Genomic DNA, 25,865 nt, shown 5'->3' with positions numbered 1-25,865 from the left:
GCGCATCAGGCATTGCCGGATGGCGGCACAAGCGCCTTATCCGGCCTACAAAACCACAAAACGTTATGCCGCATCCGCCAGAACAAACATGCCGTACGGATGGATTTCAAGATAATACTGCTCGCCGACGTCCGGTTGCAGACGCGTAGCGTTGACCTGCAATAATATCTCCTGCCCGTGCCATTCCACCGTCACTTCATACTGCGGCCCCATATAGGCGACATGGCGGATCACGCAGCGCTGGCTCTCTTCGCCGCGATCGCTGAGCGTGATCGCTTCCGGGCGCACACCGACCATCCCTTCACCCTGTGTACCAAAGTGCAGCGGGCGCGGCAGATGATAGCCGTAGATATCAACGTATCCGTCGCTGAAGGTTGCCGGGAACAGGTTGGCATCGCCCATAAAGCTCGCCATAAAGCGGGAGGCGGGCTGGCGGTAAAGATCCTGCGGTGAGCCGATCTGCATGATGTGTCCCTTGTTCATCACCAGCACAGTATCAGAAACCGCAAAGGCTTCGCTCTGATCGTGGGTGACGTACAGCGAGGTGATATCAAACTGCTTTTGCAACTCGCGGATCTTGTCGCGCATGCTGCGACGCAGGTTGGCGTCGAGGTTACTCAACGGCTCATCAAACAGTAGCACTTTCGGCTTGAGGATCAGCGCGCGGGCCAGCGCCACGCGCTGCTGCTGCCCGCCGGAGATCTGATCGACAAAGCGGTCTTCGAATCCTTCCAGATCCACCATCGCCAACGCCTCTTTGACGCGGGCTTTCAGCTCTGCGCGCGGTACGCCGAGCATTTTCAGGCCATAACCGACATTCTCTCCCAGCGACATATGCGGGAACAGGGCATAGGACTGAAACACCATACAGATATCGCGCTGCTGAATAGAGCGATGGGTGACGTCTTCGCCATCAATGAAAATTTGCCCTTCGCTCGGTTTTTCCAGCCCGGCAACCAGGCGCAAAATAGTGGTTTTGCCGCAGCCGGACGGGCCGAGCAGCGTCACCATTTGCCCCTGCGGGATGGTGAGGTTGATATTGTCGATTACCGTATTACTGCCAAATCGTTTAGTGACGTTGCGCAGTTCAACGAAATTTTTCTGAGTCATAGTGCGCTCCATTACGCCTGGTTTTTGGCTTTTGAACGGGAGGTACGTGATTCACCGATCAGCCAGTCAAAGATGAAAATAATCGCCAGCATCACCACGATCAGAATGGAACCGTAGGCAATCGCTACACCGTATTCGCCATCTTCCACGCGGTTGAGGATGTAAGCCGTCGCTATGCGGGTATCCGGCGTGACGAGGAACACAATGGCGCTGACGGTGGTAATGGCGCGCACAAAGCTGTAAATCAGCGCCGAGAGGATCGCCGGGCGCAGCAGCGGCAGCAGGATGTGCGTAATGGTACGCAGGGAACCGGCGCGCAGGCTGAGTGAGGCTTCATCGAGCGATTTATCGATTTGGCCCGGTAATGACTCCAACTTATTGATAGTGTTTTATGTTCAGATAATGCCCGATGACTTTGTCATGCAGCTCCACCGATTTTGAGAACGACAGCGACTTCCGTCCCAGCCGTGCCAGGTGCTGCCTCAGATTCAGGTTATGCCGCTCAATTCGCTGCGTATATCGCTTGCTGATTACGTGCAGCTTTCCCTTCAGGCGGGATTCATACAGCGGCCAGCCATCCGTCATCCATATCACCACGTCAAAGGGTGACAGCAGGCTCATAAGACGCCCCAGCGTCGCCATAGTGCGTTCACCGAATACGTGCGCAACAACCGTCTTCCGGAGCCTGTCATACGCGTAAAACAGCCAGCGCTGGCGCGATTTAGCCCCGACATAGCCCCACTGTTCGTCCATTTCCGCGCAGACGATGACGTCACTGCCCGGCTGTATGCGCGAGGTTACCGACTGCGGCCTGAGTTTTTTAAGTGACGTAAAATCGTGTTGAGGCCAACGCCCATAATGCGGGCTGTTGCCCGGCATCCAACGCCATTCATGGCCATATCAATGATTTTCTGGTGCGTACCGGGTTGAGAAGCGGTGTAAGTGAACTGCAGTTGCCATGTTTTACGGCAGTGAGAGCAGAGATAGCGCTGATGTCCGGCGGTGCTTTTGCCGTTACGCACCACCCCGTCAGTAGCTGAACAGGAGGGACAGCTGATAGAAACAGAAGCCACTGGAGCACCTCAAAAACACCATCATACACTAAATCAGTAAGTTGGCAGCATCACCTTAGTTGTGAATGTCAATTTCTTTGTCACCTGTATTGGTGACGCCCTGAAATCAAGAATGGCACGAGACTCCGTGCTGCTACTGGAAAAACTCGGCTGTCGCGTAAATTTCCCGGAGAAACAGGGATGCTGCGGTCAGCCTGCGATCAATAGCGGTTATATCAAAGAAGCGATTCCAGGGATGAAAAATCTGATCGCCGCACTGGAGGATAACGACGATCCCATTATTTCACCGGCTGGCTCTTGCACCTATGCCGTAAAAAGTTACCCGACGTATCTGGCGGATGAACCTGAATGGGCATCACGTGCCGAAAAGGTTGCCGCGCGTATGCAGGATCTCACCTCTTTTATTGTTAATAAATTAGGGGTAGTCGATGTAGGTGCCAGTTTGCAAGGGAGAGCTGTGTATCACCCATCTTGTAGCCTGGCCCGTAAGCTGGGAGTGAAGGACGAGCCACTTACGCTGCTGAAAAATGTGCGTGGACTGGAGCTGTTGACCTTTGCTGAACAGGATACCTGCTGCGGATTTGGCGGCACGTTCTCGGTCAAAATGGCCGAAATATCCGGCGAGATGGTGAAAGAAAAGGTTGTGCACCTGATGGAAGTCCGCCCTGAGTATTTAATTGGTGCTGACGTGAGTTGCCTGCTGAACATCAGTGGGCGATTACAACGGGAAGGGCAGAAAGTCAAAGTGATGCATATTGCTGAAGTGTTGATGAGCCGCTGAGGATATAAAGATGTCGATCAAAACCAGTAATACAGATTTTAAGACACGCATCCGTCAGCAAATTGAAGATCCGATCATGCGCAAAGCGGTGGCAAACGCGCAGCAGCGTATTGGGGCAAATCGGCAAAAAATGGTCGATGAATTGGGGCACTGGGAGGAGTGGCGCGATCGGGCCGCCCAGATACGTGATCATGTTCTGAGTAATCTCGACGCTTATCTGTACCAGCTCTCAGAAAAAGTGACGCAAAACGGCGGTCACGTCTATTTTGCAAGAACCAAAGAAGACGCTACCCGCTACATTTTACAGGTTGCCCAACGCAAAAATGCCCGGAAGGTGGTGAAATCTAAATCGATGGTGACCGAAGAGATTGGTGTCAATCATGTGTTGCAGGATGCTGGCATTCAGGTGATTGAAACCGATCTGGGTGAATATATTCTCCAGCTGGATCAAGATCCGCCATCTCATGTTGTGGTCCCGGCAATTCATAAAGATCGCCATCAGATCCGTCGAGTGCTACACGAACGTCTGGGCTATGAGGGGCCGGAAACGCCTGAAGCGATGACCTTATTCATCCGGCAAAAAATCCGCGAAGATTTCCTCAGTGCTGAAATAGGTATTACCGGCTGTAATTTCGCGGTGGCAGAGACAGGTTCGGTATGCCTGGTGACCAATGAAGGTAATGCGCGAATGTGTACCACGCTGCCTAAAACGCATATTGCAGTGATGGGAATGGAGCGTATTGCCCCCACGTTTGCCGAGGTAGATGTATTGATCGCCATGCTGGCGCGCAGTGCCGTTGGTGCACGTTTGACGGGATACAACACCTGGCTGACAGGACCGCGCGAAGCGGGGCACGTTGATGGTCCTGAAGAGTTTCATCTGGTTATTGTCGATAACGGGCGTTCTGAGGTGCTGGCCTCTGAATTTCGGGATGTGCTGCGCTGTATTCGCTGCGGGGCTTGTATGAATACTTGTCCGGCATATCGCCATATTGGCGGTCATGGATATGGCTCTATTTATCCAGGGCCAATTGGTGCGGTGATTTCTCCGCTACTTGGCGGCTATAAAGATTTTAAAGATTTACCCTACGCCTGCTCTTTATGCACTGCTTGTGACAGCGTGTGTCCGGTGCGTATTCCGCTGTCAAAACTGATTTTGCGTCATCGTCGGGTGATGGCTGAAAAAGGGATCACCGCAAAAGCAGAGCAACGGGCGATAAAAATGTTCGCTTATGCCAATAGTCATCCAGGATTGTGGAAAGTCGGGATGATGGCCGGCGCTCATGCGGCAAGCTGGTTTATCAATGGCGGCAAAACACCACTCAAATTTGGCGCGATTAGCGACTGGATGGAAGCACGCGATCTTCCTGAAGCTGACGGAGAGAGTTTCCGTAGTTGGTTTAAGAAACATCAGGCGCAGGAGAAAAAGAATGGATAATCGAGGCGAATTTTTGAATAACGTTGCTCAGGCACTGGGTCGCCCGCTGCGATTTGAACCGCAAGCAGAAGATGCGCCGCTTAACAACTATGCTAACGAGCGGCTTACCGAACTTAACCAACAGCAGCGCTGTGACGCGTTTATTCAGTTTGCCAGCGATGTTATGTTGACGCGCTGTGAACTGACCAGCGAGGCGAAGGCGGCAGAAGCTGCAATACGACTGTGTAAAGAGCTGGGAGATCAGTCGGTCGTGATTAGCGGTGACACGAGGCTGGAGGAATTGGGGATTAGCGAACGTTTGCAGCAGGAATGCAATGCCGTTGTTTGGGATCCGGCGAAAGGTGCCGAGAATATCTCGCAGGCAGAGCAGGCTAAAGTGGGTGTTGTGTATGCTGAATATGGTTTAACCGAATCGGGAGGCGTGGTTCTTTTTTCCGCCGCCGAGCGCGGGCGTTCATTGAGCCTGCTCCCGGAATATTCTCTTTTTATCCTGCGTAAAAGCACTATCCTGCCGCGTGTAGCGCAACTCGCAGAAAAATTGCATCAGAAAGCGCAGGCCGGTGAACGAATGCCTTCCTGCATTAACATCATTAGCGGCCCCAGTTCAACGGCGGATATTGAGCTTATCAAAGTCGTCGGAGTTCATGGCCCGGTGAAAGCGGTGTATCTGATTATTGAGGATTGTTGAGAGAGATATGAAGTCTGGACATAAACCTGAAGAAGGCATACGAGGTTGAAAATAGCGTTTAGGACAACCTGACTTAACCCCGTTCCGTCATGGTTATGCTGCTCTTCTGTAAATATCCTGGTATTACCAATGCCAGGATATTTACAGTGAAAAAGACAGGCATCCATTCCTGAAAACGGGTTCCCTTCCCGGTCATTGTCACTTCAGCTTTATACAGGCACTCTCTATCAAAATGTTGTTTATTACTGCCCAGAGTTTTGTTGGTATTCATCTACCATTTTTTTGACAAGGCAAAACATTACAGAAATTACAATGCTTAGAAAAAATCCCAGAGCCAGGCAAATGGCAGCAGGGTATTTATTTTTTATTTCTGGTGAGCTTATAGTTACACAGCCATCACCGTTCGGATACAATGACCAGTTCCTGGTCAGGTATATCATTTTTGTATAAAGCTCACTGTTAATTGCTGAAGGCGTTTGTATCTCATCGAGAACTTGCCTGCCATTATGATATTCTGACGCATACCATTTGATAATAGAGGCCTGCACGCGAGATATTTCCTCTTCAGCAGTTGGTAAAGCTCTCTTATCTCCTGACCATTCCAGCCTTATTTCTCTGTTCTTGACATCTGGGCTGGTGTGAAAAAATGTAGTAATTCGCTGAATAACATCTTCAGTCATTGTAGTCTGACAGGCAAAATTATTATTGCTATCACAGCTAACAAGTATACCTGGCGTTGTCTGGTTTATTTTTAGGCTGTAAATCACTTTTATATTGTCTTTATTGATATACAGAAACAACAGCACCATAGCCATACATATAGCCATAATAAAAAGGATAACACGAATCTTTTTCTTCAGATAAAATAAAATCTCAATCAGATCGATATCCTGTTTGATTTGTTCACGCATAATATATCCAGAGAATAAAATCTGTCGCAGATAAGGTTGTATTAATAGTCTGTATCAGGAATGTTCGGGTTAAATATCAGCAAAAAGCCCGCATCATGAATACTGGATATGAAGCATGAGAGTTACCTCAGTGTTTATATAAGGATTCGGTCCCCCTCTCTGGAACGGTAACTCTCAATCTGATCGGTTCCTGCGTTAGTTCACATCACGACTCATTTTTTCGCTCTCACCGGCATCCCATTTGCCACAAAATATCCCGCCGTGCTCCTCGGCAGCGCTTCCTGTCCACGAATCATATCCGCTATTTTCTCGCCAATCATAATTGTCGTGGCGTTCAAATTCCCGGTGATAATCTGCGGCATAATCGACGCATCCACCACACGCAGGCCTTCTAACCCGTGTACGCGGCCTTCGCCGTCAACCACGGACATCTCGTCGTAACCCATTTTGCAGGTACCGCACGGATGGAAGGCGGTTTCGGCGTGGTTACGCACGAACTCATCGAGCTGTTCATCCGTCTGGCATTCGACACCGGGGCTGATTTCGCGGCCACGATACTGATCCAGCGCGGGTTGATGCATGATCTCGCGGGTGATGCGAATTGCGTCGCGGAACTCCTGCCAGTCCTGCTCGTGCGACATGTAGTTAAACAGAATCGCCGGATGCTGGTGCGGGTCGCGGGATTTAATCCGCACATGCCCACGGCTTGGCGAGCGCATTGAGCCGACGTGGCACTGGAAACCGTGCTCTTTCACTGCATTCGAGCCGTTATAGTTAATCGCTACTGGCAGGAAATGGTACTGAATATTCGGCCACGCAAATTCCTCACGGCTGCGAATAAATCCACCTGCTTCAAAGTGGTTGCTGGCACCAACGCCAGTGCCGCCAAACAGCCACTCCGCACCGATTTTCGGCTGGTTCCACCACTGCAGGGCAGGGTAGAGGGAAACCGGTTCTTTGCACTCATATTGCAGATACATCTCCAGATGATCCTGAAGATTTTCGCCGACGCCGGGTAATTCATGCACCAGCGGAATATCAAACTCCGCCAGCAGTTCAGCGTTGCCGACGCCGGAGCGTTGCAGGATCTGCGGTGAGGCAATCGCGCCTGCACATAACAGCACTTCTTTGTTGGCCGTTGCGCGGGTTGGGATGGTGCTGTCGCCTTCCAGCCATTCGACGCCCACCGCGCGTTTGCCGTCAAAAATGATGTGATCGGTCATAGCGTGAGTACGAATGGTCAGGTTAGGACGCGATTTGGCCTGATCGAGATAGCCACGCGCGGTGCTGGCGCGACGGCCCTGCGGCGTGACGGTGCGATCCATCGGACCAAAACCTTCCTGCTGATAACCGTTGAGATCGTCCGTGCGCGGGTAGCCCGCCTGCACGCCCGCTTCAATCATCGCTTCAAACAGCGGATTGACGCCGGGTTTGGAGGTAGTGACGCTCACCGGGCCATCACCGCCGTGATAGTCGTTTTCACCCATATCGCGAGTCTCGGCCTTGCGGTAGTAGGGCAGGCAGTCGAGGTAGCTCCAGTTCTCCAGACCGGGTTCTTGCGCCCAGTTATCGAGATCCAGCGCATTGCCACGGATGTAGCACATGCCGTTGATCAGCGACGATCCACCCAGACCTTTACCGCGTCCGCACTCCATGCGGCGGTTATTCATAAACGGTTCAGGTTCCGTTTCATAGGCCCAGTTGTAGCGTTTACCCTGTAGCGGGAATGCCAGGGCAGCGGGCATCTGGGTGCGGAAGTCAAAGCGATAGTCCGGGCCGCCCGCTTCAAGCAGCAGCACGGAGGTATTCGGATCTTCAGTCAGACGGGTAGCGAGAACGTTGCCGGCTGAGCCGGCACCAATAATGATGTAGTCAAATTGCAAATAAACCTCCTGGTTAGAATATGGACTGGAATTTAGCCATCTCAACCTGGATGGACTTCACCTGGGTGTAACTCTGGAGCGTCATCACGCCGTTCTCGCGACCAATGCCGGAGTGTTTGTAGCCGCCAACGGGCATCTCTGCCGGGGATTCGCCCCAGGTGTTGATCCAGCAAATACCCGCTTCCAGCTGATGAATGACGCGATGCGCGCGGTTCAGGTCCGCTGTCACGATGCCCGCCGCCAGGCCGTAGTCGGTATCGTTAGCGCGGCGAATGACTTCGTCTTCCGACTCGTAGGTCAGAATGGACATCACTGGCCCGAAGATCTCTTCACGCACGATGGTCATATCGTCGCTGCAATCGGTGAACACTGTCGGTGCAACCCATGCGCCGTTATCGAAGCCATCGCCTTTCAGTACATCGCCGCCGCACAGTACGCGCGCGCCTTCCTCTTTGCCTTTGGCGATATAGCGCAGCACGTTATCGCGATGCGGGAAGCTGACCAGCGGGCCGAAGTTAGTTTGCGGATCGAAAACGTCGCCCGCGCGAATGCGCTCAACGCGCGCCAGAATTTTCTGCTCAAATGCGGCTTTGCATTTCGCCGGAACGAAGACGCGGGTGCCATTGGTACACACCTGACCGGAGCTGAAGAAGTTTGCCATCATGGCGATATCGGCGGCGAGATCGAGATCCGCATCATCGAAAACGATCAGCGGTGATTTACCGCCCAGTTCCATGGTCACTTCTTTCAGGGAAGAGGCCGCCGAGTTAGCCATCACTTTTTTGCCGCTGGCGACACCGCCGGTAAATGACACTTTGGCAATGCCCGGATGCTCGGTCAGATATTGCCCGGTCTCCGCGCCCACGCCCGGCAACACGTTAAATACGCCGTCCGGCAGGCCCGCTTCGCTGTAAATTTCAGCCAGCTTTAACGCGGTAAGCGGGGTAACTTCGCTCGGTTTGAAAATCATTGCGTTGCCTGCCGTCAGCGCCGGGGCGGATTTCCACAGGGCAATCTGGATCGGGTAGTTCCATGCGCCAATCCCTGCCACTACGCCCAGCGGTTCGCGGCGGGTATACACAAAGGACGTTTCACGCAACGGGATCTGGCTGCCTTCCAGCGCCGGGATCAGCCCGGCGTAGTACTCCAGCACGTCCGCACCGGTAACGATATCGACGGTTGAGGTTTCCGAATATGCTTTTCCGGTGTCGAGGGTTTCCAGTTTTGCGAGTTCGTCATTGCGTTCACGCAGAATATCAACGGCCCGACGCAGAATACGCGAGCGCTCCATGGCGGTCATCGACGCCCAGATTTTTTGCCCCTGCTGGGCGCTTTTCACGGCGCGATCGACATCCTCGCGCCCGGCGGCCTGCACGGTCGCCAGCACGTTACCGTTGGCCGGGTTAATGGTCTCGAAGGTGCGACCGCTGGTGGCGGAGGTATAACCACCATGTATATAAAGCTGCTGTTCTGCCATTCGGGACATCACGTCTCCTCGGTTAATCGGTGGGTAGATGCTGAGTGATAAAGTGGCGGGTCAGGGAATTAGCGCGGGTTTTATCCAGCGGTTTGCCGCTCAGAGCCGTGCGCAGCCATAATCCATCAATCAGCGCGGCCAGGCCGTAGCCCGCTTCCTGTGCCTGTTCGCGCGGCAATTCGCGACGAAACTCGCTCACCAGATTCGACAGCAAGCGGCGGCTGCTGACCTGCTGTAAACGATAGAGCATCGGCTGATGCATACTGCTGGCCCAGAACGCCAGCCAGGCTTTCATCGCCGCACTGCTCACCTGCGTTTCATCGAAGTTTCCGCCAACAATCGCCTGTAATCGCTGCTCTGCACTGCCCTGCGGAAGTGCATGTAATCGATTCAAAACCGCGTCACGCAGCTGACTGGTGATATCGCGCATGGTTGCTTCCAGCAGACCATTTTTGTCCCTGAAATAGTGGCTGATGATCCCCGTAGAAACGCCTGCACGGCGGGCGATCTGCGCGATCGTTGCATCGTGCATGCCCACTTCATTTATTGCTTCCAGTGTGGCGTCGATCAGTTGTCTGCGCCGGATCGACTGCATCCCCAATTTGGGCATTTTCGCCACTCCATTCATCAGCGGTGTTTATCTATTAAAGCGGTTATTGATTGGACGTTCAATATAAAATGTGTCTTAATTGTTACGAATTTGATTTTAAATAGTAACAATAACAGTGGGGATACTGGATGACAGACCTTTCACACAGCAGGGAAAAGGACAAAATCAATCCGGTGGTGTTTTACACCTCCGCCGGACTGATTTTGTTGTTTTCCCTGACAACGATCCTGTTTCGCGACTTCTCGGCCCTGTGGATTGGCCGCACGCTGGACTGGGTTTCTAAAACCTTCGGTTGGTACTATCTGCTGGCGGCAACGCTCTATATTGTCTTTGTGGTCTGTATCGCTTGTTCGCGTTTTGGTTCGGTGAAGCTCGGGCCAGAACAATCCAAACCGGAATTCAGCCTGCTGAGTTGGGCGGCGATGCTGTTTGCTGCCGGGATCGGTATCGACCTGATGTTCTTCTCCGTAGCCGAACCGGTAACGCAGTATATGCAGCCGCCGGAAGGCGCGGGACAGACGATTGAGGCCGCGCGTCAGGCGATGGTCTGGACGCTGTTTCACTACGGCTTAACCGGCTGGTCGATGTATGCGCTGATGGGCATGGCGCTCGGATACTTTAGCTATCGTTATAATTTGCCGCTCACCATCCGCTCGGCGCTGTACCCGATCTTCGGTAAACGGATTAACGGGCCGATAGGTCACTCAGTGGATATTGCAGCGGTGATCGGCACTATCTTCGGTATTGCCACTACGCTCGGTATCGGTGTGGTGCAGCTTAACTATGGCTTGAGCGTACTGTTTGATATTCCCGATTCGATGGCGGCAAAAGCGGCACTGATCGCCTTGTCGGTGATCATCGCCACTATCTCGGTGACATCCGGTGTCGATAAGGGCATTCGCGTGTTATCGGAGCTTAATGTCGCGCTGGCGCTGGGATTGATCCTGTTCGTGTTGTTTATGGGCGACACTTCGTTCCTGCTTAATGCACTGGTGCTGAATGTTGGCGACTATGTGAATCGCTTTATGGGCATGACGCTCAACAGTTTTGCCTTCGACCGTCCAGTTGAGTGGATGAATAACTGGACGCTCTTCTTCTGGGCATGGTGGGTGGCATGGTCGCCGTTTGTCGGCTTGTTCCTGGCGCGTATCTCGCGTGGGCGTACCATTCGCCAGTTCGTGCTGGGCACGTTGATTATTCCGTTTACCTTCACGCTGTTATGGCTCTCGGTGTTCGGCAATAGCGCGCTGTATGAAATCATCCACGGCGGCGCGGCATTTGCCGAGGAAGCGATGGTCCATCCGGAGCGCGGCTTCTACAGCCTGCTGGCGCAGTATCCGGCGTTTACCTTTAGCGCCTCCGTCGCCACCATTACTGGCCTGCTGTTTTATGTGACCTCAGCGGACTCCGGGGCGCTGGTGCTGGGGAATTTCACCTCGCAGCTTAAAGATATCAACAGCGACGCCCCCGGCTGGCTGCGCGTCTTCTGGTCGGTGGCGATTGGCCTGCTGACGCTCGGCATGCTGATGACCAACGGGATATCCGCGCTGCAAAACACCACGGTGATTATGGGGCTGCCGTTCAGCTTTGTGATCTTCTTCGTGATGGCGGGGTTGTATAAATCTCTGAAGGTAGAAGATTACCGCCGTGAAAGTGCCAACCGCGATACCGCACCGCGACCGCTGGGGCTTCAGGATCGCCTGAGCTGGAAAAAACGTCTCTCGCGCCTGATGAATTATCCGGGCACGCGTTACACTAAACAGATGATGGAGACGGTCTGTTACCCGGCAATGGAAGAAGTGGCGCAGGAGCTGCGGTTGCGCGGCGCGTACGTGGAGCTAAAAAGCCTGCCGCCGGAAGAGGGACAACAGTTGGGGCATCTGGATTTGTTGGTGCATATGGGCGAAGAGCAAAACTTTGTCTATCAGATTTGGCCGCAGCAATATTCGGTGCCGGGCTTTACCTACCGCGCACGCAGCGGTAAATCGACTTACTACCGGCTGGAAACTTTCCTGTTAGAAGGCAGCCAGGGCAACGACCTGATGGACTACAGCAAAGAGCAGGTGATCACCGATATTCTCGACCAGTACGAGCGGCACCTTAACTTTATCCATCTCCATCGTGAAGCACCGGGCCATAGCGTGATGTTCCCGGACGCGTGATTGTTATTGCATAAAACCGCGCCATGTCTGCATATGGCGCGGTTTCTCTTACCTCTTGATACGTTATATCTGTACGGTTAAGCCCTTAGTATCGATTGATGATTGCCAGGCAACAGATAATAAAAAAGAAAAGAACTATTGAAGCCCAAAACCTACATTTGGACTGTTGTGAATGTTCAATAAGCTTAGTCTTATTTAATGTAAATATTGGTGCTAATTTGAAATGACGCTTTATTCATGGGGAACGCGTAGCGCAAATCAACTAAAATCAATGTAACCGTTTGTTGTTTAAGGTTTAATTGTCTGTGTCTGATATTTTATTGATTGTTTTAAATATTGTTTTTATTGTCACTGCTATAATATTAGTTATCATTTGATGAATGGATTCAGCCTTAATTGGTGGGTTTTTAAAGGACAGGCATAGCGTAATGATATGTATGCATAACCAACATCTTTACTCATTATGTCATTGAATGTTGACGCTATGTGTTTATGAGAGAGAGATATTTTCAGTTGATCTGGATTGTTAAATTCATATAATGCGCCTTTGCTCATGAATGGATGCCAGTACGTAGTGGGAAATTATAAATATTGAAATAGTCCAACTACTTCTTTATTACCAAAAATGAGTATCTGAATTTTAATATTGCATTCTTGCGTGATTATCTCCTGAGTTTGACTTGTGATTACCTTTTTAAGGTATTTAGCGTAACTGTTTTTGAGCGAGCATCAGAGGTAAAGATAATCTTATTGATAGTGATGTGGGATGTTATACGTATGGCATCGCTGATGTTTATGGTTACCCCTTATGTGTGCTCAGGAATCGACAGGTAATCACTCATACTGAACAGCGATAAAAGATAAAGGTGTGTTCATGAATTCATGTGATTTTCGTGTTTTTCTGCAAGAGTTCGGTACAACGGTTCATTTGTCATTGCCTGGTAGCGTATCCGAGAAAGAACGACTGCTACTCAAGCTGCTGATGCAGGGAATGTCAGTAACAGAAATATCACAGTACAGAAATCGCAGTGCAAAGACAATTTCACATCAAAAGAAACAGCTCTTTGAGAAACTGGGGATTCAGAGCGATATTACTTTCTGGCGCGATATTTTCTTTCAGTACAATCCGGAGATCATATCCGCCACGGGGAGTAATAGTCACAGATATATTAATGATAATCACTATCACCATATCGTCACGCCTGAAGCCATCAGTCTGGCGTTGGAAAACCACGAATTCAAACCGTGGATCCAACCGGTTTTCTGCGCGCAGACTGGGGTACTGACGGGCTGTGAGGTGCTTGTCCGCTGGGAACATCCACAAACGGGAATTATCCCACCGGATCAGTTTATTCCTCTGGCGGAGTCATCCGGTCTTATTGTCATAATGACCCGCCAACTGATGAAACAGACTGCGGATATTCTGATGCCGGTAAAACATTTGCTGCCGGATAATTTCCATATTGGTATCAACGTCTCGGCGGGTTGTTTTTTGGCCGCGGGATTTGAAAAAGAATGCCTGAACCTGGTCAAGAAATTAGGAAACGATAAAATCAAACTGGTTCTCGAGCTAACGGAACGTAACCCTATTCCGGTAACGCCAGAAGCCAGAGCGATATTTGACAGCCTTCATCAGCACAACATTACCTTTGCGCTGGATGACTTTGGTACGGGTTATGCGACCTATCGTTATCTGCAGGCGTTTCCGGTCGATTTTATTAAAATTGACAAGTCGTTTGTGCAAATGGCGAGTGTCGACGAAATCTCCGGTCATATTGTGGACAATATTGTCGAACTGGCGCGTAAGCCTGGTCTGAGTATCGTAGCGGAAGGGGTAGAAACCCAGGAGCAGGCGGATTTAATGATCGGTAAAGGCGTTCACTTTTTGCAGGGCTATTTGTACTCCCCGCCAGTTCCGGGTAATAAATTTATCTCTGAATGGGTAATGAAAGCAGGTGGTTGATGTAAACCGCTATTCACAGCGCATCGGGAGGTTGGCAGCGATTAATTCTCCCGATGCAGTAAATCCTGATAGATCCCCGTTAATATGCCATTTGGCGCAAATTGTTTTTTAATCCACTGCGTCACCTGACCCGTAGCAGAATGCTGAGTCGCCAGTAACATGCGCGAATCCTGGCGCGGATTATGGATTTGTCGGGTAACCAGCAGGGATTGCGTCATCGCCTCACGGACCATGTAATCCGGCAAAAAACCAATCCCTTCACCTAAAATCTGGCACTGACATTTGGTGTTGAAATCTGGCACCAGAATTGACTCCTGCCCGTGCAGCAACCAGCCCACTTTTTTATTAATCGTATGCGCGGTGTCCTCCACCATAATATTAGGGTAGAGACGCAGTTGGCTTTCGGCGATGGGTTCCGGCATAAAGGCTAACGGGTGATCCGGGGCGATAGCAAAAGCCCAGCGAATCGCGCCAATTTCAGTGTAATCAATACCGCCGCCGTCCAGTAGTGTATCGGGTGCGCCGATGGCGATATTGGCCTGATTATTAATAATCGCATCCCAGACGCCGTTATACACTTCGGTCGTCACGGTAATCTGGCAGGTAGGAAACTGCTTTTTCAGCACCTGTAATAAGCGCGCGGTGTGTTTGGGCGTATAAAGCAGCTGATTAATACAAATGCGCACCCGTGCTTCTATGCCCTGCGAAATAGTATCGATACTGCGTTTGATGGCGTGAAAATCATTCAGCAGGTCGGTAGCTTTGCGGAAAAAATAACGCCCGGACTCGGTTAACTCAATGCTGCGGGTGTTGCGAGTGAACAGCACCACATCCAGCCCCGTCTCCATACGCTTGATGGTGTAGCTAATGGCGGAAGTGGTTAAACCCAACTCGTCTGCGGCTTTACTGAAGCTGCCAAAACGCGCAGCGGTAGTAAATGCCAACAGATTCTCTTCGGTAAAAATTGAGTTCATTAAACCATTCTCGCCATTATCTACTATGAATTTCTCCAGCTATGACTGTAGAGGTATCGGTTAAAGATAGATAATCATTTTTGAATAACTTTTAATACCCGTCGCGTTTAGTCGTCGCTTCGCTTAATTTTTGTCCACCATATTCTGAAATTATCCCCACGCAGTTACCCGCCAGAAAACCCAGTAATGTCACCGTCCAGTTCATCCCGCTGGCAAAAAATAGCGTCATGCCGAGAAAGCCTCCGGGAATAAAAGACAGTAACCAGAAACGCCCTTGCCAGACCACTACTGCAGAGAAAGGCACGGTAGTAATCACGCTCGCCCAGAACCCGGAAATCCCACTCACCGAGGCCAGCCAACCGGCAGCCAGCGCGGCGAAAAACGCCCACACCATCCCGGAATAATTAACCGCCAGACTTCTGATAAACCCCGATTTACCGCCGCCTGCGGCATAAAAACTGCAAAAGGCGACGAAGCCAATGGTTCCTAATAATTCCCATCCCTGAGAGAGCCCGACATGTGAAGACACTAACTGCCAAAGCCCTGCACAAATACCGACGGTGACACCCGTTGCCGTGAGTCCGTTCATCTTGTTCCCCTCTGGTTAGACATGGACGAAAGCTACTCTTACATGTGCAGACTATAGAGAAATAAAACCTGATTGAGTGAAAGGGTATCGGGTCAAAGAAACAAATATTGCACTACCGCACACTGCGAAAAGATTGTTGAACATCATTCAACAAAAAGGCGAAATACGGCGAATTAAATTTAAGCGGGTTCTTTTATCAGATTATCGTTGCTATTCTCAATTCATCGAAAACAGCCACAAAAACCAGGGGAATGTGAATGAGTATAAAAAATCTACCTGCCGACTATTTATTGGCTGCACAACAGGGTGATATCGATAAAGTAAAAACCTGCCTTGCGCTGGGTGTCGATATTAATACCTGCGATCGTCAGGGGAAAACGGCAATTACGCTGGCAAGTTTATATCAGCAATATGCTTGCGTTCAGGCATTAATTGATGCCGGAGCGGATATTAATAAGCAAGATCATACCTGTTTAAATCCTTTTTTAATTAGCTGTCTGAACGATGATTTAACGCTACTACGAATTATTTTACCGGCTAAACCTGATCTTAATTGCGTAACCCGTTTTGGCGGTGTCGGCCTGACGCCTGCCTGTGAAAAAGGCCATTTAAGTATTGTAAAAGAGCTTTTGGCGCATACGGAAATTAACGTTAACCAGACCAACCATGTAGGCTGGACGCCGCTACTGGAAGCGATTGTGCTTAATGATGGCGGTATTAAACAGCAGGCGATTGTCCAGCTATTGCTGGAACACGGTGCCAGTCCGCACATGACGGATAAATATGGCAAAACGCCGCTGGAACTGGCGCGGGAACGGGGCTTTGAAGAGATTGCTCAGTTGCTGATTGCCGCAGGCGCATAACCCGGGAGGCTGGCTATCAACACACCAGAAAAACGGTGTGTGTGGGCGCTAACTGCGGATGCAGATTTTCTGGCGCAGCGGGGGCAAGGACAGGTTGAACAGGTCTTTGCCAGAGCGGTAAATATCGCACTCCCGGCCCGCCAGCAGTTGCTGACGCTGCTTTGTGAAGAGTACGACAATGCGCCAAACAGTTGTCGGTTGGCACTCACTCACTTTGATGATCTTTTCCGGCATGGTGATAAGGTTCAGTTTGACGATCAAGGCATTACGGTTGGTCAACATCTTCATATAGAGATGAGTCGTTGTCGGCGTTGGCTGTCCCCAACCTTGCAAATGACCGCTGTGAATTTTCACCTTATCGCCTGGCAACAGTGGCACGACATTATTCATCAGCACCTGGGGGAAAATGAAACCCTGTTTAATTATCGCGGCGATAATCCGTTTTATCAGGCGTTAAATAAAGAATTACATATTAAACGACGGGCAGTTATTCAGGCCGTAAACGATAAACAAAATATCGCCTCAGCGGTCGCCAGTATGATGGGGTTAGGGATTGGCCTTACGCCATCAGCCGATGATTATCTGACCGGACTGGTACTTATTTTATTTATTTCCGGACATCCGGCGGAAAAATACAAAGAGGAATTTTATCTCGGTCTGCAACGCGGCAGAAATAATACCACGTTATTAAGTGCCATAACGCTGGAAGCCGCATTACAACAACGCTGCCGGGAAAATATTCATCGCTTTATTCACAACATTATTTATGACATCCCTGGGAACGCAACTCAGGCAATAGAAAAAATTAAACATATTGGCTCCAGTTCCGGCTGCGACATGCTGTATGGCATGGCCGATGGTTGTGCGCTGAGCCAAACCTACGGAGGGAATTATGTCAGTTAAAATAGTCATTAAACCGAATACCTATTTTGATTCTGTCTCGCTGATGTCTATCTCCGCGCGTGCAAATAAACTCGACGGCGTCGAGCAGGCATTTGTGGCGATGGCGACCGAAATGAACAAAGGCGTGCTGAAGAATTTAGGACTGCTGACGCCGGAACTGGAGCAGGCGAAAAACGGTGACCTGATGATTGTCATCAATGGTAAATCGGGTGCGGACAACGAGCAGTTGCTGGTGGAGATTGAAGAACTGTTCAACACCAAAGCGCAAAGCGGCTCGCACGAGGCGCGTTACGCCACTATTGCCAGCGCCAAAAAGCATATCCCGGAAAGTAACCTGGCGGTGATTTCGGTCAACGGTTTGTTTGCCGCTCGCGAAGCGCGTCAGGCGCTGCAAAACGATCTCAACGTGATGCTGTTTTCCGATAACGTCTCAGTTGAAGATGAACTGGCGCTCAAGCAACTGGCCCACGAAAAAGGGCTGCTGATGATGGGGCCAGACTGTGGCACGGCGATTATCAACGGCGCGGCGCTCTGTTTTGGTAACGCCGTGCGTCGCGGCAACATCGGTATTGTTGGCGCATCCGGCACCGGCAGCCAGGAGCTGAGCGTCCGCATTCATGAATTTGGCGGCGGCGTTTCGCAACTCATCGGCACCGGCGGGCGCGACCTGAGCGAGAAAATCGGCGGCCTGATGATGCTCGACGCCATCGGGATGCTGGAAAACGATCCGCAAACTGAAATTATCGCGCTGATTTCAAAACCTCCCGCGCCTGCGGTGGCCCGCAAAGTGCTGGAACGCGCACGTGCCTGCCGCAAGCCGGTGGTGGTCTGCTTCCTCGGTCGCGTTGAAACGCCGGTGGATGAGCAGGGGCTACAGTTTGCCCGCGGCAGCAAAGAGGCGGCGCTAAAAGCGGTGATGCTCTCCGGCGTGAAACAGGAAAATCTCGACCTGCATACGCTTAACCAGCCGTTGATTGCGGATGTGCGTGCGCGTCTGCAACCGCAGCAGAAATACATTCGTGGCCTGTTCTGCGGCGGCACGTTGTGCGACGAAACCATGTTCGCGGTGATGGAAAAACATGGCGATGTCTACAGCAATATCCAGCCCGATCCGGAATTCCGCCTGAAAGATATCAACCGCAGCATCAAACACACCTTCCTCGACTTTGGTGATGACGACTTCACCAACGGCAAGCCGCATCCAATGATTGACCCCACCAACCGCATCAGTCGCTTGATCGAAGAGGCGCGCGATCCAGAAGTGGCGGTGATCGTGATGGATTTTGTGCTCGGATTTGGATCGCATGAAGATCCGGTCGGCTCCACCATCGAGGCGATCAAAGAAGCGAAAGCGATCGCCGCTGCCGAAGGACGCGAGTTGATCATTCTCGCCTATGTGCTGGGTACCGATCTTGATACGCCATCGTTAGAACAACAAAGCCAGATGCTGCTTGATGCCGGAGTGATTCTGGCGAGCAGCAGCACCAATACCGGATTGCTGGCGCGTGAATTTATCTGCAAAGGGGAGGAAGCCTGATGAGCCAGTCACTGTTTAGCCAACCATTGAACGTTATTAACGTCGGCATCGCCATGTTTAGCGATGACCTGAAAAAGCAGCATGTAGAAGTGACTCAACTCGACTGGACGCCGCCGGGGCAGGGCAATATGCAGGTGGTGCAGGCGCTGGATAACATTGCCGATTCGCCGCTGGCGGACAAAATCGCCGCCGCTAACCAGCAGGCGCTGGAGCGTATTATCCAGTCGCATCCGGTGCTGATTGGTTTTGATCAGGCGATTAACGTGGTGCCGGGCATGACGGCGAAAACCATTCTTCACGCCGGGCCGCCGATCACCTGGGAAAAAATGTGCGGCGCGATGAAAGGCGCGGTCACCGGAGCGCTGGTGTTCGAAGGACTGGCGAAAGATCTCGACGAGGCGGCTGAACTGGCGGCTTCCGGGGAGATCACCTTCTCGCCGTGTCACGAGCACGACTGCGTGGGATCGATGGCGGGTGTTACCTCGGCCTCGATGTTTATGCACATCGTAAAAAACAAAACCTACGGCAACATCGCTTATACCAACATGAGCGAGCAGATGGCGAAGATTTTGCGTATGGGCGCTAACGACCAGAGCGTGATTGACCGCCTGAACTGGATGCGTGATGTGCAGGGACCAATACTGCGCGACGCGATGAAAATTATCGGCGAAATCGATCTGCGCTTAATGCTGGCGCAGGCGCTGCATATGGGCGATGAGTGCCATAACCGCAATAACGCCGGGACGACGCTGCTGATTCAGGCGCTGACGCCGGGGATTATTCAGGCGGGTTATTCCGTCGAGCAACAGCGCGAAGTGTTTGAGTTTGTCGCCAGCAGCGACTACTTCTCCGGCCCGACGTGGATGGCGATGTGTAAAGCGGCGATGGATGCGGCGCATGGCATCGAATACAGCACCGTGGTCACCACCATGGCGCGTAACGGCGTCGAGTTCGGCCTGCGGGTCAGCGGCCTGCCGGGGCAATGGTTTACCGGCCCGGCGCAGCAGGTGATCGGCCCGATGTTTGCCGGTTATAAGCCGGAAGATTCGGGGCTGGATATCGGCGACAGCGCCATCACCGAAACCTACGGTATTGGCGGATTTGCTATGGCGACCGCGCCCGCTATCGTCGCGCTGGTGGGCGGCACGGTGGAAGAAGCTATTGATTTCTCCCGTCAGATGCGCGAAATCACCCTCGGTGAAAACCCCAACGTCACCATTCCGCTGCTCGGTTTTATGGGCGTGCCGTCGGCAATCGACATCACCCGCGTGGGTAGCAGCGGCATTCTGCCGGTGATCAACACCGCCATCGCCCATAAAGATGCGGGCGTCGGCATGATTGGCGCGGGCATTGTGCATCCACCTTTTGCCTGCTTCGAGAAAGCCATTCTTGGCTGGTGCGAACGTTACGGCGTCTGACCTACATGTTCATGCCGGATGCGGCGTGAACGCCTTATCCGGCCTACGAATGGCGCAAGAATCTGTAGGCCTGATAAGCGTAGCGCATCAGGCATTTGTCACCATTGCCGGATGCGGCGTGAACGCCTTATCCGGCCTACGAATGGCGCAAGAATCTGTAGGCCTGATAAGCGTAGCGCATCAGGCATTTGCCACCACTGCCGGATGCGGCGTGGACGCCTTATCCGGCCTACGAGTGGCGCGAGAATCTGTAGGCCTGATAAGCGTAGCGCATCAGGCATTTGTCACCATTGCCGGATGCGGCGTGAACGCCTTATCCGGCCTACGAGTGGCGCGAGAATTGTAGGCCTGATAAGCGTAGCGCATCAGGCAGTCTGGCGTTGGTCATAACCCCATCACCCTCTGTAGCGGACATAACAACATGAAAGAGCTTGTGGTCGTTGCCATTGGTGGCAACAGCATTATCAAAGATAACGCCAGCCAGTCGATTGAGCATCAGGCGGAGGCGGTGAAAGCCGTCGCTGATACGGTGCTGGAAATGCTGGCTTCCGATTACGACATTGTGCTGACCCACGGCAACGGGCCGCAGGTCGGGCTGGATTTACGCCGTGCGGAGATTGCCCACGAGCGTGAAGGGCTACCCTTAACGCCGCTGGCGAACTGTGTGGCAGATACGCAAGGCGGCATTGGCTACTTGATCCAGCAGGCGCTGAACAACCGACTGGCGCGTCACAGCGAGAAAAAAGCCGTCACCGTGGTGACTCAGGTGGAAGTGGATAAAAACGATCCGGGTTTCGCTCATCCCACCAAGCCCATCGGCGTATTCTTCAGTGAAAGCCAGCGTGACGAATTACAAAAGGCAAACCCTGACTGGCGTTTTGTTGAAGATGCCGGACGGGGCTATCGCCGCGTGGTCGCCTCGCCGGAACCGAAACGTATTGTCGAGGCACCTGCCATTAAGGCGCTGATCCAACAAGGCTTTGTCGTAATTGGCGCGGGCGGCGGTGGAATTCCTGTGGTGCGCAGCGAAGCGGGAGATTACCAAAGCGTGGACGCGGTTATCGACAAAGATCTCTCTACCGCGCTGCTGGCCCGTGAAATTCACGCCGACATTCTGGTGATCACCACCGGCGTCGAAAAAGTCTGTATCCACTTTGGCAAACCGCAGCAGCAGGCGCTCGATCGGGTGGATATTGCCACCATGACCCGCTATATGCAGGAAGGGCATTTCCCGCCCGGCAGCATGTTGCCAAAAATCATCGCCAGCCTGACATTTTTAGAACAAGGCGGCAAAGAAGTGATTATCACCACGCCGGAATGCCTGCCTGCGGCGCTGCGCGGCGAAACGGGCACTCATATTATTAAAACGTAAGGACGTAAGATGAAAGAAAGCAATAGCCGCCGTGAATTTCTGAGCCAGAGCGGTAAGATGGTCACCGCCGCCGCGCTGTTTGGTACCTCTGTGCCGCTCGCCCATGCGGCGGTAGCTGGCACCCTAAACTGCGAAGCGAACAACACCATGAAAATCACTGACCCGCATTACTATCTCGATAACGTGCTGCTGGAAACCGGTTTTGACTACGAAAATGGCGTGGCGGTGCAGACCCGCACGGCGCGCCAGACCGTGGAGATTCAGGACGGCAAAATTGTCGCCCTGCGCGAGAACAAGCTGCATCCGGACGCCACGCTGCCGCACTATGACGCTGGCGGTAAGCTGATGCTGCCCACCACCCGCGACATGCATATTCATCTCGACAAAACCTTTTACGGCGGGCCGTGGCGCTCGCTCAATCGTCCGGCAGGCACCACCATCCAGGACATGATCAAACTCGAGCAGAAAATGCTGCCGGAACTGCAACCGTACACTCAGGAGCGGGCAGAAAAACTGATTGATTTATTGCAGTCGAAAGGCACCACCATTGCCCGCAGCCACTGCAATATCGAACCGGTTTCCGGCCTGAAAAATCTGCAAAATTTGCAGGCGGTGCTGGCGCGACGTCAGGCGGGCTTTGAGTGTGAAATCGTCGCCTTCCCGCAGCACGGTTTGCTGCTGTCGAAATCTGAACCTTTAATGCGTGAAGCGATGCAGGCGGGGGCGCATTACGTCGGCGGCCTGGACCCGACCAGTGTTGATGGCGCGATGGAAAAATCCCTCGACACCATGTTCCAGATTGCGCTGGACTACGACAAAGGCGTCGATATTCACCTGCACGAAACCACTCCGGCAGGCGTGGCAGCCATCAATTATATGGTTGAAACGGTAGAGAAAACGCCACAGCTGAAGGGCAAGCTGACCATCAGTCACGCCTTTGCGCTGGCAACGCTCAACGAGCAACAGGTAGATGAACTGGCGAACCGGATGGTGGTGCAACAAATTTCTATCGCCTCGACGGTGCCGATTGGCACGCTGCATATGCCGCTCAAACAGTTGCACGACAAAGGCGTAAAAGTGATGACTGGCACTGACAGCGTTATCGACCACTGGTCGCCTTATGGTCTGGGCGACATGCTGGAAAAAGCCAATCTGTACGCGCAGCTCTATATTCGTCCTAACGAACAGAACCTCTCCCGCTCGCTGTTTTTAGCCACTGGCGATGTATTGCCGCTGAATGAAAAAGGCGAGCGTGTATGGCCAAAAGCGCAGGATGACGCCAGCTTTGTGCTGGTGGACGCCTCCTGTTCCGCCGAGGCGGTGGCGCGTATCTCGCCGAGAACCGCAACGTTCCATAAAGGGCAACTGGTGTGGGGGAGTGTGGCAGGTTGATGCGCATTTGAAACGCCTGCAACGGTGAATAGTAAGAGATTTAAGCCCCAGGGAGTGGGGCAATCTGAATATGAGTGTGTCGGCAGAAATGGACATTATCTTTGAGGAATATGCCCTTATTGACGTTGTGTAGATAACTATTTGTCTACGTGAAAAGATCATCAGTTTTGCCGATTTTAGTCTTTTACAGATAGCAAATATCACACTTACAGGCGCTCGCCTTATGGGGAACGTTGCTGCTCTGTTTCATTCAGGCTCGCGGCATGTTGGGGCTGGATCGGGTGGTTTAAATATTGGCTATATTCAATGGACGCGTTTTGCCGCGATGACATATCAGGCGTTGCCAAATACACATAGCTAATCAGGAGTAAACACAATGAAGATCAAAGCTGTTGGTGCATATTCCGCTAAACAACCACTTGAACCGATGGATATCACCCGGCGTGAACCGGGACCGAATGATGTCAAAATCGAAATCGCTTACTGTGGCGTTTGCCATTCCGATCTCCACCAGGTCCGTTCCGAGTGGGCGGGGACGGTTTACCCCTGCGTGCCGGGTCATGAAATTGTGGGGCGTGTGGTAGCCGTTGGTGATCAGGTAGAAAAATATGCGCCGGGCGATCTGGTCGGTGTCGGCTGCATTGTCGACAGTTGTAAACATTGCGAAGAGTGTGAAGACGGGTTGGAAAACTACTGTGATCACATGACCGGCACCTATAACTCGCCGACGCCGGACGAACCGGGCCATACTCTGGGCGGCTACTCACAACAGATCGTCGTTCATGAGCGATATGTTCTGCGTATTCGTCACCCGCAAGAGCAGCTGGCGGCGGTGGCTCCTTTGTTGTGTGCAGGGATCACCACGTATTCGCCGCTACGTCACTGGCAGGCCGGGCCGGGTAAAAAAGTGGGCGTGGTCGGCATCGGCGGTCTGGGACATATGGGGATTAAGCTGGCCCACGCGATGGGGGCACATGTGGTGGCATTTACCACTTCTGAGGCAAAACGCGAAGCGGCAAAAGCCCTGGGGGCCGATGAAGTTGTTAACTCACGCAATGCCGATGAGATGGCGGCTCATCTGAAGAGTTTCGATTTCATTTTGAATACAGTAGCTGCGCCACATAATCTCGACGATTTTACCACCTTGCTGAAGCGTGATGGCACCATGACGCTGGTTGGTGCGCCTGCGACACCGCATAAATCGCCGGAAGTTTTCAACCTGATCATGAAACGCCGTGCGATAGCCGGTTCTATGATTGGCGGCATTCCAGAAACTCAGGAGATGCTCGATTTTTGCGCCGAACATGGCATCGTGGCTGATATAGAGATGATTCGGGCCGATCAAATTAATGAAGCCTATGAGCGAATGCTGCGCGGTGATGTGAAATATCGTTTTGTTATCGATAATCGCACACTAACAGACTGAAAAAATTAATAAATACCCTGTGGTTTAACATATTAACTTCGCTCTCCACTTAACTTTTTAGTTAAGGAGAGCGAAATAATATCAAAGTAGCAGTAAAACCTATAACGTAAATTTAAATTGTTAAATTAACGCCCTCCAGTACACAATACTTCACACGTTAGTTATGAGCGATTTCTGATAGTGCCTGGTTTAATCAGAGCTTTATTATCTGCGACGTTTATTTTTATTTAAGAGAGATCGCGATGATATCATTAAAAGCTCCGCACAATAATTTGATGCCATATACGCAACAAAGCATACTTAATACGGTTAAAAACAATCAGTTACCAGAGGATATCAAAAGCTCCCTGGTTTCCTGTGTCGATATATTCAAGGTTTTGATTAAACAATATTATGATTATCCTTATGATTGTCGTGATGATTTAGTCGATGACGACAAACTCATTCATCTCATGGCTGCCGTACGAGACTGTGAGTGGTCAGACGATAACGCACTCACCATAAATGTGCAGTTTAATGATTTCCCTGGATTTTATGACTGGATGGATTACCCTGATCACCCGGTTAAGTTTGTTTTTCACATACTTGAAAATCAAAAAGGGACAGTTTGGGTATATGACCAGGATGATGCGTTTCTTGATATTAAAGCAAACGTGCAGGCTGGACGCTTTACCGGGCTTAAGAAATTAGTGCAGTTTATCGATTCAGTGCGAACAGATTGCAAATGTATTCTTCTTGAACACCATATGCCTTTGCTGAGAATTTTCCCTAAAGGGAAAGAGTGTATGCATGTGGAAAAATGGCTTCGCGAAATGTCGTCTATTCCGGAGACAGACGCGCCCATTAAGCAGGCGCTTGCGCATGGATTATTATTACACTTAAAAAATATCTACCCTGTTTTTCCTGAATCACTGGTGATGTTATTGCTCTCTGTTCTGGACGTAAAAACATACAGAGATGATGCGCGATTAAATGAATGGATATCTAATAGAGTGCAGGAATTAGGTGACAGATATTATTCTGTAAATAAGCACGTTAAAATCCGCTACACTCTTTAGTTCAGAAAGGGTTCCACCTGCAAATTGTTATTCCACCTGAGAGTGAATCGCAATGCAGGTAATCATTTCATCTGTATATCTGTATGCCAACAGGCATTCCATCTCTTTTTTCGCCTATATTTTGTTGTGATCGGCGACACTTCGCTTAAAAAAGCACCAGTAGTGGTTTCGCAGCCATGCGGTGTATAAAAAATGATCTCATGCGGATGTTTTGTGAATGTGTGGGTTGACATTCAT

General features: G+C 51.4%; 23 protein-coding genes and 2 pseudogenes. 16 read left to right on the top strand and 9 right to left on the bottom strand.

Annotated features, from left to right (window positions below; all coding sequences use genetic code 11):
- Positions 1 to 63: 63 nt before the first annotated feature.
- From fbpC to ACU8XX_RS18895, 3 genes and pseudogenes are all read right to left on the bottom strand, one after another.
- Positions 64 to 1,110 carry a ferric ABC transporter ATP-binding protein gene (gene fbpC, locus ACU8XX_RS18905; protein WP_000192349.1) on the bottom strand — a complete coding sequence of 349 codons (1,047 nt, stop codon included), beginning with the start codon at positions 1,108 to 1,110 and terminating at the stop codon, positions 64 to 66.
- 11 nt (positions 1,111 to 1,121) lie between these two features.
- Positions 1,122 to 1,469 (bottom strand): annotated as a pseudogene (locus ACU8XX_RS18900) (ABC transporter permease subunit); the annotation flags it as partial.
- 16 nt (positions 1,470 to 1,485) lie between these two features.
- Positions 1,486 to 2,183 (bottom strand): IS1-like element IS1A family transposase gene (locus tag ACU8XX_RS18895; protein ID WP_103215986.1). Its coding sequence is split into 2 segments (ribosomal slippage): positions 1,486 to 1,934 and positions 1,934 to 2,183, totalling 699 coding nucleotides; the frame shifts between segments, so codons are not numbered across the junction.
- Positions 2,184 to 2,244: 61 nt separating this feature from the next.
- Between ACU8XX_RS18895 and ACU8XX_RS18890 the strand changes: the two genes are divergently transcribed.
- The 3 genes from ACU8XX_RS18890 to ACU8XX_RS18880 are packed head-to-tail and all read left to right on the top strand — an operon-like array spanning position 2,245 to position 5,090.
- Positions 2,245 to 2,964 carry a (Fe-S)-binding protein gene (locus ACU8XX_RS18890; protein ID WP_001102119.1) on the top strand — a complete coding sequence of 240 codons (720 nt, stop codon included), beginning with the start codon at positions 2,245 to 2,247 and terminating at the stop codon, positions 2,962 to 2,964.
- Between the two features lie 10 nt (positions 2,965 to 2,974).
- Positions 2,975 to 4,402, top strand: coding sequence for a LutB/LldF family L-lactate oxidation iron-sulfur protein (locus ACU8XX_RS18885; protein WP_016241913.1), 1,428 nt, complete (start codon positions 2,975 to 2,977; stop codon positions 4,400 to 4,402).
- The gene (locus tag ACU8XX_RS18880; RefSeq protein ID WP_016241914.1) at positions 4,395 to 5,090 is read left to right on the top strand and encodes a LutC/YkgG family protein; all 696 of its coding nucleotides are present in this window, start codon (positions 4,395 to 4,397) and stop codon (positions 5,088 to 5,090) included. Before ACU8XX_RS18885 ends, ACU8XX_RS18880 begins: the two co-directional genes overlap by 8 nt.
- Positions 5,091 to 5,332: 242 nt before the next feature.
- Here the strand turns inward: ACU8XX_RS18880 and ykgH are convergent, their stop codons facing one another.
- The 4 genes from ykgH to betI form a co-directional block, all read right to left on the bottom strand.
- Entirely contained in the window at positions 5,333 to 6,001 is a 669-nt protein-coding gene (gene ykgH / locus ACU8XX_RS18875) for a protein YkgH (RefSeq protein WP_001209100.1), read from the bottom strand.
- A 212-nt stretch (positions 6,002 to 6,213) separates the two neighbouring features.
- Entirely contained in the window at positions 6,214 to 7,884 is a 1,671-nt protein-coding gene (betA, locus tag ACU8XX_RS18870; protein ID WP_001159094.1) for a choline dehydrogenase, read from the bottom strand.
- A gap of 13 nt (positions 7,885 to 7,897) precedes the next feature.
- Positions 7,898 to 9,370, bottom strand: coding sequence for a betaine-aldehyde dehydrogenase (gene betB, locus ACU8XX_RS18865; protein WP_016241916.1), 1,473 nt, complete (start codon positions 9,368 to 9,370; stop codon positions 7,898 to 7,900).
- Between the two features lie 13 nt (positions 9,371 to 9,383).
- Positions 9,384 to 9,971, bottom strand: a complete 588-nt coding sequence (gene betI / locus ACU8XX_RS18860) for a transcriptional regulator BetI (RefSeq protein ID WP_016241917.1) — start codon at positions 9,969 to 9,971, stop codon at positions 9,384 to 9,386.
- A 128-nt stretch (positions 9,972 to 10,099) separates the two neighbouring features.
- Between betI and betT the strand changes: the two genes are divergently transcribed.
- The 3 genes from betT to pdeL all read left to right on the top strand — a co-directional run bounded on the left by betT (position 10,100) and on the right by pdeL (position 14,096).
- Complete coding sequence (gene betT, locus ACU8XX_RS18855) at positions 10,100 to 12,133, top strand: choline BCCT transporter BetT (protein WP_000131044.1); 2,034 nt, start codon at positions 10,100 to 10,102, stop codon at positions 12,131 to 12,133.
- Positions 12,134 to 12,438: 305 nt separating this feature from the next.
- Entirely contained in the window at positions 12,439 to 12,510 is a 72-nt protein-coding gene (locus ACU8XX_RS18850; protein ID WP_175091847.1) for a hypothetical protein, read from the top strand.
- 497 nt (positions 12,511 to 13,007) lie between these two features.
- On the top strand, positions 13,008 to 14,096 hold the full coding sequence (gene pdeL / locus ACU8XX_RS18845) for a DNA-binding transcriptional activator/c-di-GMP phosphodiesterase PdeL (protein ID WP_001324749.1): 1,089 nt from the start codon (positions 13,008 to 13,010) through the stop codon (positions 14,094 to 14,096).
- A gap of 41 nt (positions 14,097 to 14,137) precedes the next feature.
- Here the strand turns inward: pdeL and ACU8XX_RS18840 are convergent, their stop codons facing one another.
- Together ACU8XX_RS18840 and ACU8XX_RS18835 are read right to left on the bottom strand one after the other, a co-directional pair.
- Positions 14,138 to 15,070: a LysR substrate-binding domain-containing protein gene (locus tag ACU8XX_RS18840; RefSeq protein ID WP_001084379.1), complete on the bottom strand. Its 933-nt coding sequence runs from the start codon at positions 15,068 to 15,070 to the stop codon at positions 14,138 to 14,140.
- A 91-nt stretch (positions 15,071 to 15,161) separates the two neighbouring features.
- Entirely contained in the window at positions 15,162 to 15,659 is a 498-nt protein-coding gene (locus ACU8XX_RS18835; RefSeq protein ID WP_001013877.1) for a DUF1097 domain-containing protein, read from the bottom strand.
- 257 nt (positions 15,660 to 15,916) lie between these two features.
- On the opposite strand from ACU8XX_RS18835, the gene ACU8XX_RS18830 reads away from it, so the two are divergent.
- The 10 genes and pseudogenes from ACU8XX_RS18830 (at position 15,917) to yahL (ending at position 25,628) form a co-directional block, all read left to right on the top strand.
- The gene (locus tag ACU8XX_RS18830; RefSeq protein WP_000023636.1) at positions 15,917 to 16,522 is read left to right on the top strand and encodes an ankyrin repeat domain-containing protein; all 606 of its coding nucleotides are present in this window, start codon (positions 15,917 to 15,919) and stop codon (positions 16,520 to 16,522) included.
- A 39-nt stretch (positions 16,523 to 16,561) separates the two neighbouring features.
- Positions 16,562 to 17,425: a DUF2877 domain-containing protein gene (locus ACU8XX_RS18825; RefSeq protein WP_001514959.1), complete on the top strand. Its 864-nt coding sequence runs from the start codon at positions 16,562 to 16,564 to the stop codon at positions 17,423 to 17,425.
- Positions 17,415 to 18,962 carry an acyl-CoA synthetase FdrA gene (fdrA, locus tag ACU8XX_RS18820; protein ID WP_000111773.1) on the top strand — a complete coding sequence of 516 codons (1,548 nt, stop codon included), beginning with the start codon at positions 17,415 to 17,417 and terminating at the stop codon, positions 18,960 to 18,962. The genes ACU8XX_RS18825 and fdrA overlap by 11 nt, the downstream gene beginning before the upstream one ends.
- A complete protein-coding gene (locus tag ACU8XX_RS18815) occupies positions 18,962 to 20,380 on the top strand; it encodes a YlbE family protein (protein ID WP_000083429.1) in 1,419 nt (472 codons plus the stop codon). The genes fdrA and ACU8XX_RS18815 overlap by 1 nt, the downstream gene beginning before the upstream one ends.
- 49 nt (positions 20,381 to 20,429) lie before the next feature.
- Complete coding sequence (locus ACU8XX_RS18810) at positions 20,430 to 20,726, top strand: protein YahH (RefSeq protein WP_001295687.1); 297 nt, start codon at positions 20,430 to 20,432, stop codon at positions 20,724 to 20,726.
- Positions 20,727 to 20,801: 75 nt separating this feature from the next.
- Positions 20,802 to 21,752, top strand: coding sequence for a carbamate kinase family protein (locus ACU8XX_RS18805; RefSeq protein ID WP_154311753.1), 951 nt, complete (start codon positions 20,802 to 20,804; stop codon positions 21,750 to 21,752).
- A gap of 9 nt (positions 21,753 to 21,761) precedes the next feature.
- Positions 21,762 to 23,144, top strand: a complete 1,383-nt coding sequence (locus tag ACU8XX_RS18800) for an amidohydrolase family protein (protein ID WP_000665120.1) — start codon at positions 21,762 to 21,764, stop codon at positions 23,142 to 23,144.
- 215 nt (positions 23,145 to 23,359) lie between these two features.
- A pseudogene (locus ACU8XX_RS18795) lies at positions 23,360 to 23,434 on the top strand (hypothetical protein); the annotation flags it as partial.
- Positions 23,435 to 23,520: 86 nt separating this feature from the next.
- Positions 23,521 to 24,570: an NADPH-dependent aldehyde reductase YahK gene (gene yahK / locus ACU8XX_RS18790; protein ID WP_000692754.1), complete on the top strand. Its 1,050-nt coding sequence runs from the start codon at positions 23,521 to 23,523 to the stop codon at positions 24,568 to 24,570.
- A 242-nt stretch (positions 24,571 to 24,812) separates the two neighbouring features.
- Positions 24,813 to 25,628: a protein YahL gene (gene yahL / locus ACU8XX_RS18785; RefSeq protein ID WP_016241920.1), complete on the top strand. Its 816-nt coding sequence runs from the start codon at positions 24,813 to 24,815 to the stop codon at positions 25,626 to 25,628.
- The last annotated feature ends 237 nt before the right edge of the window (positions 25,629 to 25,865 follow it).

This window comes from Escherichia sp. MAL-1, assembly GCF_052948035.1.
This window is presented reverse-complemented; position numbering and strand designations above follow the sequence as displayed.